At 55.5% G+C, this 14,090-nt stretch carries 12 protein-coding genes; 8 read left to right on the top strand and 4 right to left on the bottom strand.

Annotated features, from left to right (window positions below):
- Positions 1 to 40: 40 nt before the first annotated feature.
- The 4 genes from ETG88_RS07385 to queF form a co-directional block, all read right to left on the bottom strand.
- Entirely contained in the window at positions 41 to 1,408 is a 1,368-nt protein-coding gene (locus ETG88_RS07385) for an L-serine ammonia-lyase (RefSeq protein ID WP_102104661.1), read from the bottom strand.
- A gap of 61 nt (positions 1,409 to 1,469) precedes the next feature.
- On the bottom strand, positions 1,470 to 2,759 hold the full coding sequence (locus tag ETG88_RS07380; protein ID WP_100779106.1) for an HAAAP family serine/threonine permease: 1,290 nt from the start codon (positions 2,757 to 2,759) through the stop codon (positions 1,470 to 1,472).
- A gap of 509 nt (positions 2,760 to 3,268) precedes the next feature.
- Positions 3,269 to 4,633 carry a nucleotide 5'-monophosphate nucleosidase PpnN gene (gene ppnN, locus ETG88_RS07375; protein ID WP_102104660.1) on the bottom strand — a complete coding sequence of 455 codons (1,365 nt, stop codon included), beginning with the start codon at positions 4,631 to 4,633 and terminating at the stop codon, positions 3,269 to 3,271.
- A gap of 109 nt (positions 4,634 to 4,742) precedes the next feature.
- Positions 4,743 to 5,585, bottom strand: a complete 843-nt coding sequence (gene queF, locus ETG88_RS07370) for an NADPH-dependent 7-cyano-7-deazaguanine reductase QueF (protein WP_129035067.1) — start codon at positions 5,583 to 5,585, stop codon at positions 4,743 to 4,745.
- Between the two features lie 69 nt (positions 5,586 to 5,654).
- On the opposite strand from queF, the gene syd reads away from it, so the two are divergent.
- From syd to ETG88_RS07325, 8 genes are all read left to right on the top strand, one after another.
- Positions 5,655 to 6,200, top strand: coding sequence for a SecY-interacting protein (gene syd, locus ETG88_RS07365; RefSeq protein ID WP_129035066.1), 546 nt, complete (start codon positions 5,655 to 5,657; stop codon positions 6,198 to 6,200).
- Positions 6,201 to 6,830: 630 nt separating this feature from the next.
- Positions 6,831 to 7,160, top strand: coding sequence for a YqcC family protein (locus tag ETG88_RS07360; RefSeq protein WP_102104849.1), 330 nt, complete (start codon positions 6,831 to 6,833; stop codon positions 7,158 to 7,160).
- Positions 7,157 to 7,936, top strand: a complete 780-nt coding sequence (gene truC, locus ETG88_RS07355) for a tRNA pseudouridine(65) synthase TruC (protein WP_129035065.1) — start codon at positions 7,157 to 7,159, stop codon at positions 7,934 to 7,936. Before ETG88_RS07360 ends, truC begins: the two co-directional genes overlap by 4 nt.
- Before the next feature lie 21 nt (positions 7,937 to 7,957).
- The gene (locus tag ETG88_RS07350) at positions 7,958 to 8,407 is read left to right on the top strand and encodes a flavodoxin (protein WP_100779111.1); all 450 of its coding nucleotides are present in this window, start codon (positions 7,958 to 7,960) and stop codon (positions 8,405 to 8,407) included.
- 387 nt (positions 8,408 to 8,794) lie between these two features.
- A complete protein-coding gene (gene gudP / locus ETG88_RS07340) occupies positions 8,795 to 10,150 on the top strand; it encodes a galactarate/glucarate/glycerate transporter GudP (RefSeq protein ID WP_102104656.1) in 1,356 nt (451 codons plus the stop codon).
- The gene (locus ETG88_RS07335) at positions 10,150 to 11,490 is read left to right on the top strand and encodes an enolase C-terminal domain-like protein (RefSeq protein WP_129035189.1); all 1,341 of its coding nucleotides are present in this window, start codon (positions 10,150 to 10,152) and stop codon (positions 11,488 to 11,490) included. Before gudP ends, ETG88_RS07335 begins: the two co-directional genes overlap by 1 nt.
- Positions 11,491 to 11,506: 16 nt before the next feature.
- The gene (gene gudD / locus ETG88_RS07330) at positions 11,507 to 12,844 is read left to right on the top strand and encodes a glucarate dehydratase (protein WP_100779113.1); all 1,338 of its coding nucleotides are present in this window, start codon (positions 11,507 to 11,509) and stop codon (positions 12,842 to 12,844) included.
- An 88-nt stretch (positions 12,845 to 12,932) separates the two neighbouring features.
- Complete coding sequence (locus tag ETG88_RS07325) at positions 12,933 to 14,072, top strand: glycerate kinase (protein ID WP_129035064.1); 1,140 nt, start codon at positions 12,933 to 12,935, stop codon at positions 14,070 to 14,072.
- Positions 14,073 to 14,090 lie beyond the last annotated feature (18 nt).

Here is a 14,090-nt window from a genome sequence, read left to right as displayed (position 1 = left end):
GGAATTGGGAAGGCGCCTCGCAAAAGCGAGGCGCACAATTTTAATCGCAGGTCACGATTTTCATGGCCAGCCCGCCGCGAGAGGTTTCGCGGTATTTGGCATTCATATCTTTGCCGGTCTCGTACATGGTTTCGATAACCTTATCGAGGCAAACGCGCGGCTCACTGGTACGGCGCAAGGCCATACGCGCGGCGTTCACCGCTTTAACGGAGGCAATCGCGTTACGCTCAATGCACGGTACCTGCACCTGACCAGCAACCGGGTCACAGGTGAGTCCGAGGTTGTGCTCCATGCCGATTTCCGCCGCGATACAGACCTGCGTTGGGCTACCGCCCAGCAGTTCCGTCAGACCCGCTGCCGCCATGGAACAGGCCACGCCGACTTCGCCCTGGCAGCCCACTTCAGCGCCAGAGATCGAGGCATTCATCTTATACAGTGAGCCAATCGCGCTGGTGACGAGCAGATAGCGCGCCAGCGAGTTAGCGTTCACTTCACGGATAAACTTATCGTAGTAGGCCAGCACCGCCGGAACGATACCGCACGCGCCGTTAGTCGGTGCGGTGACCACACGTCCGCCAGCGGCGTTTTCTTCGTTAACCGCCAGCGCGAACATGTTGATCCAGTCAACGACCGCCATCGGGTCGGTGGTGGTTTTGTCGGTGCTCACTAACATACGGCGCAACGCCGCAGCACGACGCGGTACGCGCAGTTTGCCCGGCAGCACGCCTTCGGTGGTGATGCCGCGCTCGATACCGCCGCGCATCACATCCCAGACGTTTTTGAAGTGCTGTTCCAGCTCTTCTTTGCTGTGCAACGCCAGCTCATTTTTCATCATCAGACCAGAAAGTGACAAGCCGCTTTCCTGACAATGACGCTGTAAATCCGCCGCATTTTTGTACGGGTAAGGTACCTCAACGGAAGAGTTGCTGGCCTGACCAAAGTGGTCTTCGTCGACGATAAAACCGCCGCCGATGGAGTAATAGGTTTGGCTGTAAATCGCCTTTTCGCCTGCCAGCGCGGTAATACGCATACCGTTCTCGTGCAGGGAGAGGTTGTCGGCATGGAAGTTCATGCACTTATCAACCGGGAACTCGACTTCATGGTCACCGTTTGCCAGCAGCAGGCGGCCATGAGTATTCACGTCCTGAATGAATCCAGGAATTGCGTCAATATCAACGGTGTCCGGCAGATTCCCCGCCAGGCCCATAATAATGGCGATGTCAGTATGGTGGCCTTTACCCGTCAGAGACAGGGAGCCGTAAACATCGACAACCACGCGTGTGACGTCGTGCAGAATGCCGCGTGAAATCAAGTCATCCGTGAATTGTTTACCGGCTTTCATTGGCCCGACAGTATGAGAGCTGGAAGGTCCAATACCGATTTTGAAGATATCGAATACGCTAATCATGATGCGTCCCTTGCTATCAGTCAGAGGAGGAGTGCGCCGTCCGAAGACGGCGCAGGAGGTATTAGCTGAACAGAGAGAAGAAAATCGCGGAGATGGCAATCAGACCCATAATCACAACGAAGACGTTGCTGATGTGGCCGCTGTATTTACGCATTGCCGGGACTTTCTGAATCGCGTACATCGGCATCAGGAACAGAATCATCGCGATGATTGGACCGCCCAGGGTTTCGATCATGCCGAGGATGCTCGGGTTCATGGTCGCCACAGCCCAGGTCGTCAACAGCATGAACAGTGCAGTGATTTTGTTCAGTTTGTTAACTTCAATGCTTTTGCCTTTACCGCGCAGGGATTTGATCACCATACCGTTAAAGCCTTCACGTGCGCCAAGGTAGTGGCCGAGGAAGGATTTAGTGATAGCGATAATCGCGATGATTGGCGCCATCCAGGCAATCAGCGGTGCGTTAAAGTGGTTAGCCAGGTAAGACAGAATCGAGATGTTCTGTGCTTTCGCTGCTGCCAGATCCGCCGGGGAGAGGCTCAGTACGCAGCTGAACACGAAGAACATCACGGTAATAACCATCATGATGTGAGCGCGAGCCAGGATGCTGGAGCACTTCTTCTCTGCGCCCTGACCGTACTCTTCACGTTTCGCCACAGCGAAAGAGGAGATGATCGGGGAGTGGTTGAAGGAGAAGACCATCACCGGAATCGCCAGCCACAGAGTCATCAACAGGCCGTTACCGGTTGCCGATGCGCTGCTCAGGGAGAGGGTTTCCAGCGCTGCACCGTTCCACTGTGGAACCAGGTAGAAAGCCAGCACCATCAGGGCAATCACGAACGGGAACACCAGAACGCTCATCGCTTTAACGATCATCTGCTCGCCGAAACGAACGATGGTCATCATACCCACGATCAGGATCAGAGACAGAATAGCGCGCGGTGGCGGCGTCATGTGCAACTGGTGCGTCATGAAGCTTTCAACGGTGTTGGTAATCGCCACGCTGTAAACCAGCAGAATTGGGTAAATCGCGAAGAAGTAGAGCAGGGTAATCAGTTTACCTGCGCCAACGCCGAAGTGCTCTTCAACAACTTCAGTGATGTCTTCGCCTGGGTTTTTACCGGACAGCACAAAACGGGTCAGGCCGCGGTGTGCAAAGTAAGTCATTGGGAAGGCAATGATAGCCATGATGATCAGCGGAATCAGACCGCCAACGCCTGCGTTGATCGGCAGGAACAGGACACCTGCGCCGATTGCTGTACCGTACAGGCCCAGCATCCACATGGTGTCCGTTTTGCGCCATCCACTTCGGGATTCTGTCGAAGCAATGGTGCTGGTTTGAGTGGTTTCCATCTATTTCTCCTGGAGGAAGCAATTAGTCAGGCTTTTTAGTCAATTCCGATGAAAAAGGGCCCGACGGTAATATGAAATTCGTTCAATGACGGTTTTTTTATAATTTTTGCCCGTAACTATTGGCGGGCGGAAAGATACATTTAAGTAATGAATGTATCAGTGATCCTGATCCCAAATGCAATAATCCACTTTTGAAGTGGGCATATTTAGACCAAAAAACTGTTAATAAAACGTCAAAGCGGATTTACGGGCGCGAAGGCTACCATTAACGACATACGGCGTGAAAGATCGGACAGCGAGATACGTGGCTTCCGCTGTAAAGATGGCGATTTTTAGTTTTTTCTTGCAGGTAATTTGGATTAAGGCTGATAAATCACGGTTTGAAAATCAAGGTAATCGTTTGCGTCCGAGTCAGAAATGTAAATAAGATAAGTAATGCCTATGTTTTATCAGAAGAAATGAAAAAGCCGGGCAGTGCCCGGCTTAAATTGAGTGAAAGCAACTGACGGTCAGGCGCAAATCTCGTAACAGGGGATATAGGCCGAGCCGGGCAGCTTCATACGGTGCTGGGCGACAAAGCCCTGCAGCAGATCGTCCATGCGGCGCATCATCTGGCTGTCGCCGTGGATTTTGTACGGACCGAACTCTTCGATGGCGCGAATGCCTACCTCTTTCACGTTACCGGCCACGATGCCGGAGAACGCACGACGCAGATCCGCGGCCAGCACTTCAACGGGCTGATCCGGATACAGTTTCAGGTTTGCCATATTCTCGTGGGACGGTTCGAACGGCTTCTGAAGGTCTGGCGCGATACGAATCGACCAGTTAAAGCTGTACGCATCGCCCGTATCACGGCGGTTCTCTTTGACCAGCGGCATCGCCTTTTTCATCTGACGCGCCACTTCTGCTGCATCGTCAATGATAATGCGGTAGTGGCTACGCGCCGCTTCGCCCAGGGTGTGCACGATAAACTCGTCCAGCACGCGGAAGTAATCAGCGCTCTCTTTTGGCCCGGTGAGGATAAGCGGCAAGACCTGATTTTTATTCGCCGGATTCATCAGAATACCCAGCAGATAAAGCAGCTCTTCCGCCGTTCCGACACCGCCCGGGAAGATAATGATCCCGTGTGCGATACGCACGAAGGCTTCGAGACGTTTTTCGATATCCGGCATGATGATCAGCTCATTCACCAGCGGGTTCGGTGGCTCGGCCGCGATAATGGAAGGCTCCGTCATACCAATGAAACGGCCTTCTTTATAGCGCTGCTGCGCGTGGCCGACCGCTGCGCCTTTCATTGGCGCTTCCATCGCGCCAGGACCACAACCGGTGCAGATATTCAGTTCGCGCAGGCCGAGCTGGGTGCCTACGCGGCGTGCGTAGAGGTATTCAGTTTCGTTAATGGAGTGGCCGCCCCAGCAGACAACCATGTTAGGTGCCTCGCCAACGTGCAGGGCGCGAGCATTACGCAGAATGGAAAAGACCAGGTTGGTCATGTGTGCCGAGCTTTCCAGATTAAGGTGCTGGAAGCGCCCGGCATTGTGAATTTGTCCGTTAACAAACAGGATGTCGCGCAACACGGCGAACAGGTTGGCCTGCAGAGAGCGAATGATCCGCCCATCAACAAAGGCCTCTTCCGGCGGATTTATCACTTCAAGCTTCACGCCACGCTCGCGGCGCAACACGTTGATATCAAAGCTTTCAAAGCGAGACAGCAACTCTTTACTGTTATCTGTCAGACTTCCGGAGTTCAGAACGGCAAGTGAACAGTTGCGAAACAGTTGATACAGGTCACTGCTGGCCGTGCGTTTAAGCATGTCCACTTCCAGCTGCGACAACATATCCATTGAGCCAAGCGGGCTAATATGTGTAATCAAGTGAGCTCCTTACGGGATAAAGATCTTCTTTCCCTGCTGATTACAATAGCCCTGGCTTATGACGTTTCACAACCTTAGACGCGGAATACAGCCCGCATATTTCACAAATTTACTGACGAACCAGGCGTCCGGTGGCCGGAACAAAGTCGGTATTGGTGCGCCACGGGTTAATGTCCAGCCCGCCGCGACGGGTGTAACGGGCGTATACGCTCAGTTTCTCCGGCTGGCAGAAGCGCTGGATATCATTGAAGATGCGCTCGACGCACTGCTCGTGAAACTCGTTGTGATGGCGGAACGACACCAGATAACGCAGCAGTTTTTCCCGGTCAATTTTCGGGCCGCGATACTGAATTTGCACTGAGCCCCAGTCAGGCTGGTGGGTGATCAGACAGTTGGATTTCAGCAGGTGGCTGACCAGCGTCTCTTCAACGACTTTTTCGCCCGCCGCGTCTTGCAGATAATCGGTGCTGAATTCGTAGCTCTCAATTTCGATTTCCTGATCGTCAATGCAGGTGCCGTGGAAATGCGCCACTGGCTGACCTTCAAGCTCACTCAGACGATACAGCGCCACGGTCACGTCACCCTGCGCGCAGGCACTCAGATCGCGCGCCAGCGTGCGCTGCACCTCTTCCCAGGAGTCAAAACGTGTCTGGTTAAAGCTGTTGAGATAGAGCTTAAAGCTTTTGGACTCCACCAGATTCACGCTGGCGTAATCCAGCTCAACGTGGCCCACGGCGACCTGCGGCAAACCGCGCGCGTTGAGCCAGGAGAGTTCGTAAAGCGTCCAGATATCACCGCCGACAAACGGCAGTGCATCCGCGGACAGGCCAAGCGGATCGCGATTCAGGCTGCGTGGAACGCCTTGTAGCAGGGTGGCGTCGTAGGTATCGCGGTAATCAGTGGTTTTGCCCAGCGTTAAGCCTGATAACGCCTGATGATTTTCGTAAGACATGTTTCATTGTCACTTTGCAGGTAAACTATAGGCACAAGTTTATCCTGTCTTACGTGAAGAGAGAAATCGGTGGATATTGAGACTGCAAATGCCCTGACGGCGTTCACGACGCGCTACTGCGATGCATGGCATCAACAGCATGACACATGGCCGCAAAGTGAAGAGTTATACGGCGTGCCGTCCCCGTGCATTATTACGACGCTCGACGATAAAATCATCTGGCAGCCACAGCCCTTCACGGAACAGCAGAATGTAAATGCGGTTGAGCGCGCCATGGACATTGTGGTACAACCAGCCGTTCATGCGTTTTACACCACACAGTTTGCCGGGGATATGCGCGCACGTTTCGGCAATGAAACGATGACGCTGCTACAGACCTGGAGCGAAGAGGATTTCCAGCGAGTTCAGGAGAACTTGATAGGACATCTGGTGACGCAAAAACGCCTGAAGCTTGCACCGACGCTGTTTATCGCGACGCTCGACAGCGAACTGGATGTGATCGCTGTTGCTAACCTGAATGGCGAAGTGATCAAAGAGACGCTCGGCACCCGCAAACGCGATGTTCTCGCCCCCTCACTTGCGGAATTCCTTAATCAGCTCGACCCCGTTTTGTAATCCTTTATCCTACAGACTTTGTGAGAGATCTCTTACAAGGCTTGTGAGAGATCGCCGTCATATAACCGCATGACGTAATCAGTTATTCATTTAATAACGATTTATTTCATATGGTTAGATTGTAAATGCCGCGTTGTCATCGCAACAGTGATAACGGTAAGCCTGATTAGGTGGGTTGTAAGACGAAGCGTAATAGGGGATTCTATATCCCGTCGACAGGATGACGACACGAGAAACGAACATCAGGATGATGACGTTACTCACACAGGACACGTCAGGATGGCGCGGCAGGAAGGCTTCAGGATTGAAGCAAAAGGATCACGCAGGATGCGTAAGGGACACCTCCAGGACGGAGAATGAGAACCGGACATGATGCCCGGTGGGTCAGGAAGGCCAGGACGTTTCAGGATGAAACATTCATATCAGGATGATGTGAGCAGGATGCGCGGTTACGGACGATCAGGCCTCACGGCCACTGGAAAAGTTGTCACGGACGAGCAGGGAGCACAAATTGTAGCAGGAATGCTGCGAAACGAACCGGGAGCACTGTTTATACAGTGCTCCCTTTTTTTATTTCTGCGCCCCGGAATGCTATGCTGCGCGCCGTTCAGTTTTTCAGTTGAGGTTTTTATGACGCATAACGACAGCGTTCGTGCGCAGTTGCACGCTATCGAAGCTCTGATGCGCCTCCATCAGCTGTGGCAGGAAACGGCGCCGCAGCAAGAGGCCTTCGCCAGTACCCAGCCATTCTGTCTGGACACCCTTGAGCCGTTTGAGTGGCTGCAGTGGGTGCTTATCCCGCGCCTGCACGCGCTGCTGGATGGCGGCCATCCGCTGCCCCACGATTTTGCCATCTGCCCCTATTATGAAATGGCGCTTGATGCGCAGCACCCGGCGCGCGATGTCGTGCTGATTGAACTGCAACGCCTGGACACGCTGTTTTCCGGCGGCCAGGCATGACCATTGAGATCCTCTATCAGGACGAGTGGCTGGTCGCGGTCAACAAACCGTCTGGCTGGCTGGTTCACCGTAGCTGGCTGGATCGCGATGAGAAAGTCGTGGTGATGCAAACCGTGCGCGACCAGATTGGTCAGCACGTGTTTACCGTCCACCGTCTTGATAGGCCTACCTCAGGCGTCCTGTTGATGGGGCTTTCCAGCGAAGCCGGGCGCCTTTTATCTCAGCAGTTCGAACAGCATCAGATTCAAAAACGTTATCACGCCATCGTGCGCGGCTGGCTGATGGACGAAGCGACGCTTGATTATCCACTGGTCGAAGAGCTGGATAAAATCGCCGATAAATTTGCCCGTGACGATAAAGAGCCGCAGCCAGCAGTGACAGATTATCGCGGTCTGGCGACGGTCGAAATGCCCGTTGCCACGGGTAAATTCCCGACCACGCGCTACGGGCTGGTGGAGCTTGAGCCTCATACCGGGCGCAAGCACCAGCTGCGTCGCCATCTCTCCCATCTGCGTCATCCGATCATTGGCGACAGCAAGCACGGCGATTTGCGCCAGAACCGCAGCGCCGCCGAGCATTTTGGCTGCAACCGCCTGATGCTGCACGCCAGCCAGCTCAGCCTGACCCACCCCTTTACCGGCGAACCGCTGGTGATCCGTGCTGGGCTGGATGACGTCTGGATGCAGGCGCTGTCACAGTTTGGCTGGATGGGACAACTCCCCGAAAATGAAAGGGTTGAGTTTGTGACGAGCAACGTTCAGGATGAACAGCAATAGCGATAATGAAGGGAGTGAAGCATGGCTGAAGTAGGCATTTTTGTCGGCACAATGTACGGTAACTCGCTGCTGGTGGCCGAGGAGGCCGAGGCGATTCTGTTAAGTCAGGGTCACAAAGCGACGGTCTATGAAGATCCGACTCTTTCCGACTGGGAAAAATATAAAGATCAGTACGTGCTGGTGGTGACGTCAACAACCGGGCAGGGCGATCTACCAGACAGCATTGTGCCGCTCTTCCAGGCAATCAAAGACACGCTGGGCTATCAGCCCGATACGCGCTACGGCATTATCGCCCTCGGTGACAGCAGCTACACCCATTTCTGCGGGGGCGGTAAGCAGTTTGACGCCCTGCTGCAGGAGCAAAGCGCGCAGCGCGTGGGTGAGATGCTGCTGATCGACGCCGGTGAACACCCGGAGCCAGAAAGCGAATCCAATCCATGGGTTGAGCAGTGGGGCGCGTTGCTCAAATAACCCTTCGCCGGGGGGCTGTTACGCCTTACCCGGCCTCAAACCTCGGCCTACAATGTAGGCCAGCGCAAGCGCAGCGCCGCTAAGTAATCTGGCTCACATTCTTCCCCATTTTCGTGAACCATCTTCCACTCCCCTGGGCTTTTGCCACAAACAACCTCCAACTCGTGCGCCAATGTTGTGTTGATGCACGGTGAGGCTGCTGCCTCCTCTTACATATACTTTTCCCGTCAGTTACCAAAAAAAGCAGTTAGAAACCATAAAACGGCTCTCATCCGTACCAGAAATGCCGTACCAAAACTGCAAAACACTAACCTCTCATTCTGATTACCCTACAGGTTATGTCGTACAGAATGAACCTGGCGCAAGCCAAGATTCAGGAGTGCAACAATGAGTACATTAAGCCAAGCGGCGAGCAGCGCTGAGAAGCGCACCAATGCTCGCTACTGGATAGTGGTGATGCTGTTTATCGTCACGTCCTTCAACTATGGCGACCGCGCCACGCTGTCGATTGCCGGCTCTGAAATGGCAAAAGACATCGGGCTTGATCCGGTCGGCATGGGGTATGTCTTCTCCGCATTTTCTTGGGCCTATGTGATTGGCCAGATCCCCGGCGGCTGGCTGCTTGACCGCTTCGGTTCCAAACGCGTTTACTTCTGGTCCATCTTTATCTGGTCGATGTTTACGCTGCTGCAGGGCTTCGTCGATATCTTCAGCGGCTTCGGCATTATCGTTGCCCTCTTTACCTTACGTTTCCTGGTCGGGCTGGCAGAAGCGCCCTCCTTCCCTGGTAACAGCCGCATCGTCGCGGCCTGGTTCCCGGCGCAGGAGAGGGGCACGGCGGTGGCGATTTTTAACTCCGCCCAGTATTTCGCGACGGTCATCTTCGCACCGATTATGGGCTGGCTGACCCACGAAGTGGGCTGGTCACACGTCTTCTTCTTTATGGGCGGACTGGGGATCATCATCAGCTTTGTCTGGCTAAAAGTGATCCACGAACCGAATCAACATCCGGGCGTGAACAAGAAAGAGCTGGAGTACATCGCTGAAGGCGGTGCGCTGATCAACATGGATCAGAAAAACGACAAGGCCAAAGTGCCGTTCAGCCAGAAGTGGGGCCAGATCAAACAGCTGATTGGCTCGCGGATGATGATAGGCATCTACCTTGGGCAATACTGCATCAACGCCTTAACCTACTTTTTCATCACCTGGTTCCCGGTCTATCTGGTGCAGGCGCGCGGAATGTCGATTCTGAAAGCGGGCTTTGTGGCCTCGGTTCCGGCGGTGTGCGGCTTTATCGGTGGGGTGCTGGGCGGGGTGATTTCCGACTGGCTGATGCGTCGCACCGGTTCGCTGAATATCGCGCGTAAAACTCCGATTGTGCTGGGTATGCTGCTCTCCATGACGATGGTGTTCTGCAACTATGTAAGTGCCGAATGGATGATTATCGGCTTTATGGCGATGGCCTTCTTTGGCAAAGGGATTGGTGCGCTGGGCTGGGCGGTGATGGCAGATACCGCGCCGAAAGAGATCAGCGGCCTGAGTGGCGGTCTGTTCAACATGTTCGGTAACATTTCCGGCATCGTTACCCCAATCGCCATCGGCTATATCGTCGGAACCACCGGCTCCTTCAATGGCGCACTGATTTACGTAGGCGTTCATGCGCTGGTGGCGGTTCTCAGCTATCTGGTGCTGGTGGGCGATATCAAACGCGTTGAGCTGAAACCGGTCGCGGGGCGTGCATGATGAATACACAATCAAGTCCAGTCATTACCGACATGCAGGTCATTCCGGTGGCCGGTTACGACAGCATGCTGCTCAACATCGGGGGTGCCCATAACGCGTATTTTACGCGCAATATTGTGGTGCTCACGGATAACGCCGGGAATACCGGCGTCGGTGAAGCGCCTGGCGGTGAGGTGATTTTCCAGGCGCTGCTTGACGCCGTTCCGATGGTTGTCGGCCAACAGGTCGCGCGTCTGAACAAGGTGGTGCAGCAAGTACACAAAGGCAATCAGGCCGCCGATTTTGATACCTTCGGCAAAGGGGCCTGGACGTTCGAGCTGCGGGTGAATGCGGTGGCTGCGCTCGAAGCGGCGCTACTCGATCTGCTCGGTAAAGCGTTAAACGTGCCGGTGTGCGAACTGCTGGGGCCGGGCAAACAGCGTGATGCCGTCACCGTGCTCGGGTATCTGTTCTACGTGGGCGATCGCAAGAAAACCGATCTGCCCTATCTCTCCAGCACGCCGGGCAATCATGACTGGTATCACCTGCGTCATCAGGAAGCGCTCACCAGCGAGGCGGTGGTTCGCTTAGCCGAGGCGGCACAGGATCGCTACGGCTTTAAGGATTTCAAACTCAAGGGTGGCGTCCTGCCTGGCGAGCAGGAGATCGACAGCGCCCGTGCCCTGAAAAAGCGTTTCCCGGATGCGCGAATCACCGTTGATCCTAACGGTGCCTGGCGACTGGACGAGGCGATTTCGCTCTGCAAAGGGTTTAACGACGTGCTCACTTACGCGGAAGATCCGTGCGGGGCCGAGCAGGGTTTCTCCGGTCGCGAAGTGATGGCGGAATTTCGCCGCGCGACAGGGCTGCCAGTGGCAACCAATATGATCGCCACGAACTGGCGCGAAATGGGCCACGCGGTGATGCTAAATTCCGTGGACATTCCGCTGGCAGACCCGCACTTCTGGACGCTCTCCGGCGCGGTGCGTGTCGCGCAGCTGTGCGACGACTGGGGTCTGACCTGGGGCTGTCACTCGAATAACCATTTCGATATCTCACTGGCGATGTTTACGCATGTGGGGGCCGCGGCTCCCGGCACACCCACGGCTATCGATACGCACTGGATCTGGCAGGAGGGCGACGCGCGCCTGACCAAAAATCCGCTGGAGATAAAAGACGGCAAGATTGCCGTCCCGGATGCGCCGGGGCTGGGCGTGGAGCTGGACTGGGATCAGATCCATAAGGCCCACGCGCTGTACAAGACACTGCCAGGTGGCGCGCGCAACGACGCAGGCCCAATGCAGTATCTCGTTCCCGGCTGGACATTTGACCGCAAACGCCCGGCGTTTGGTCGTCACTAATTAAAAGGATTGCACCATGACCACTTTCTCTACTCCTGTCGTCACTGCCATGCAGATTGTTCCCGTCGCGGGCCACGACAGCATGCTGATGAACCTAAGCGGCGCCCATGCTCCGTTCTTTACCCGCAACATTGTGATTATCAAAGACAACTCCGGCCACACGGGCGTGGGCGAAATTCCTGGCGGCGAGAAGATCCGCAAAACCCTGGAAGAGGCGATCCCGCTGGTAGTAGGCAAAACCCTGGGCGAATACAAAAATGTTTTAAACGCCGTGCGCGCTACTTTTGCTGACCGCGATGCGGGAGGCCGTGGGCTGCAAACCTTCGATCTGCGTACTACCATTCACGTGGTGACGGGGATCGAAGCCGCGATGCTGGATCTGCTTGGGCAGCATTTAGGGGTTAACGTGGCGTCGCTGCTGGGGGAAGGCCAGCAGCGCAGTGAAGTCGAAATGCTCGGCTATCTGTTCTTCGTCGGCGATCGCAAACTCACGCCTTTGGCGTACCAGAGCCAGCCGGACGAAAAATGCGACTGGTATCGCCTTCGTCACGATGAAGCCATGACGCCAGATGCGGTGGTACGCCTGGCGGAAGCCGCTTACGAAAAATACGGCTTTAACGATTTCAAACTGAAAGGCGGCGTGCTGGCGGGCGAAGAAGAGGCCGAGTCGATTGTCGCGCTGGCGAAACGCTTCCCGCAGGCGCGCGTAACGCTGGATCCGAACGGGGCCTGGTCGCTTAATGAAGCGATCGGCATCGGCAAACAGCTGAAAGGCGTACTGGCGTATGCAGAAGATCCGTGCGGTGCGGAGCAGGGCTTCTCCGGACGTGAGGTGATGGCCGAGTTCCGTCGCGCCACCGGACTGCCAACGGCGACCAATATGATCGCCACCGACTGGCGTCAGATGGGCCATACGCTGTCGCTGCAGTCCGTTGATATTCCACTGGCAGACCCGCACTTCTGGACAATGCAAGGCTCCGTGCGCGTGGCGCAGATGTGCCATGAGTTTGGGCTGACCTGGGGCTCGCACTCCAACAACCACTTTGATATTTCACTGGCAATGTTCACCCATGTGGCCGCCGCCGCGCCAGGCAACATTACGGCGATTGATACTCACTGGATCTGGCAGGAGGGCAATCAGCGCCTGACCAAACAGCCGTTCGAAATCAAAGGCGGAATGGTGCAAGTGCCGACCACGCCGGGTCTGGGCGTAGAGCTGGATATGGATCAACTGATGAAAGCGCACGAACTGTATCAAAAGCATGGCCTGGGCGCGCGCGACGACGCGATGGCGATGCAGTATCTCATCCCGGACTGGACGTTTAACAACAAGCGACCGTGCATGGTGCGCTAAGTGTGAATGCCGGTTCCTGCGGGAGTCGGCATTTTTGTTTTCAGCGCGGGTGTATGCTCAATCCAGTCAACAGGCGTAAGGATGGCTTATGAAAATAGTAATCGCACCGGACTCGTACAAGGAGAGTTTGAGTGCTCTTGAGGTCGCGACGGCAATCGAGCAGGGATTTCGCGAGATTTTCCCCGACGCGCACTACGTCAAACTGCCCGTTGCCGACGGCGGCGAAGGGACGGTGGAGGCGATGGTCGCAGCCACACAGGGCGGTATTATCAAGGTGCGGGTCACGGGCCCCTTAGGCGAAAACGCGGAAGGGTTCTACGGCTTATCCGGCGACGAGCAGAGCGCATTCATTGAAATGGCGGCGGCGAGCGGCCTGGAGATGGTGGCACCTTCCTTACGCAATCCGTTGAAAACCACCTCCTGGGGGACAGGTGAACTGATTCGCCATGCCCTCGATGCAGGCGTTAAGCACATCATCATCGGTATCGGCGGCAGCGCCACCAACGATGGCGGAGCCGGGATGGTGCAGGCACTCGGTGCGAAGCTACTGGATGCCGAAGATAATCCTATTGGCATGGGCGGCGGCGAGCTGGAGAAACTTGCGCGGATTGATATCAGCGAGCTGGATACCCGCCTGGCCAACTGTCGCATTGAAGTGGCCTGCGACGTAACCAATCCGCTGACGGGCAAAGAAGGGGCATCGGCGGTGTTTGGCCCGCAGAAAGGGGCGACGCCGGAGATGATCGCCCGGCTCGATGAATCTCTGGCCCATTACGCGAAAATTATCGCCCGCGACCTGGATATCGACGTCCTCAATCTGGAAGGTGGCGGGGCGGCTGGCGGGATGGGCGCAGCGCTGTATGCGTTTTGCGGCGCAGAGTTGCGTCAGGGCATTGAGATTGTCACCGATGCGCTGCATCTGGATAACCACGTCGCCGATGCTGATCTGGTGATCACCGGCGAAGGACGCATCGACAGCCAGACGATCCATGGCAAAGTTCCCGTCGGCGTGGCGAAAGTCGCCAAACGTTACAACAAGCCGGTTATTGGAATTGCGGGCAGCCTGACGGCGGATGTCGGCGTGGTACATGAGCACGGTATCGACGCGGTATTTAGCGTGATTTACACCGTCTGTACGCTGGAAGAGGCGCTGAAAAATGCAGAAGAGAATGTGCGGATGGCAGCGCGGAATATTGCTGCAGTGTTGAAAATGGGCATGAGCGCGTAGTTTTTCCCGGCCCTCTCT

It is taken from the genome of Lelliottia nimipressuralis, assembly GCF_004115925.1.
GTDB lineage: Bacteria > Pseudomonadota > Gammaproteobacteria > Enterobacterales > Enterobacteriaceae > Enterobacter > Enterobacter nimipressuralis.
Note: the sequence above shows the minus strand (reverse complement) of the source record. Positions and strands in the feature narration are given on the sequence as shown.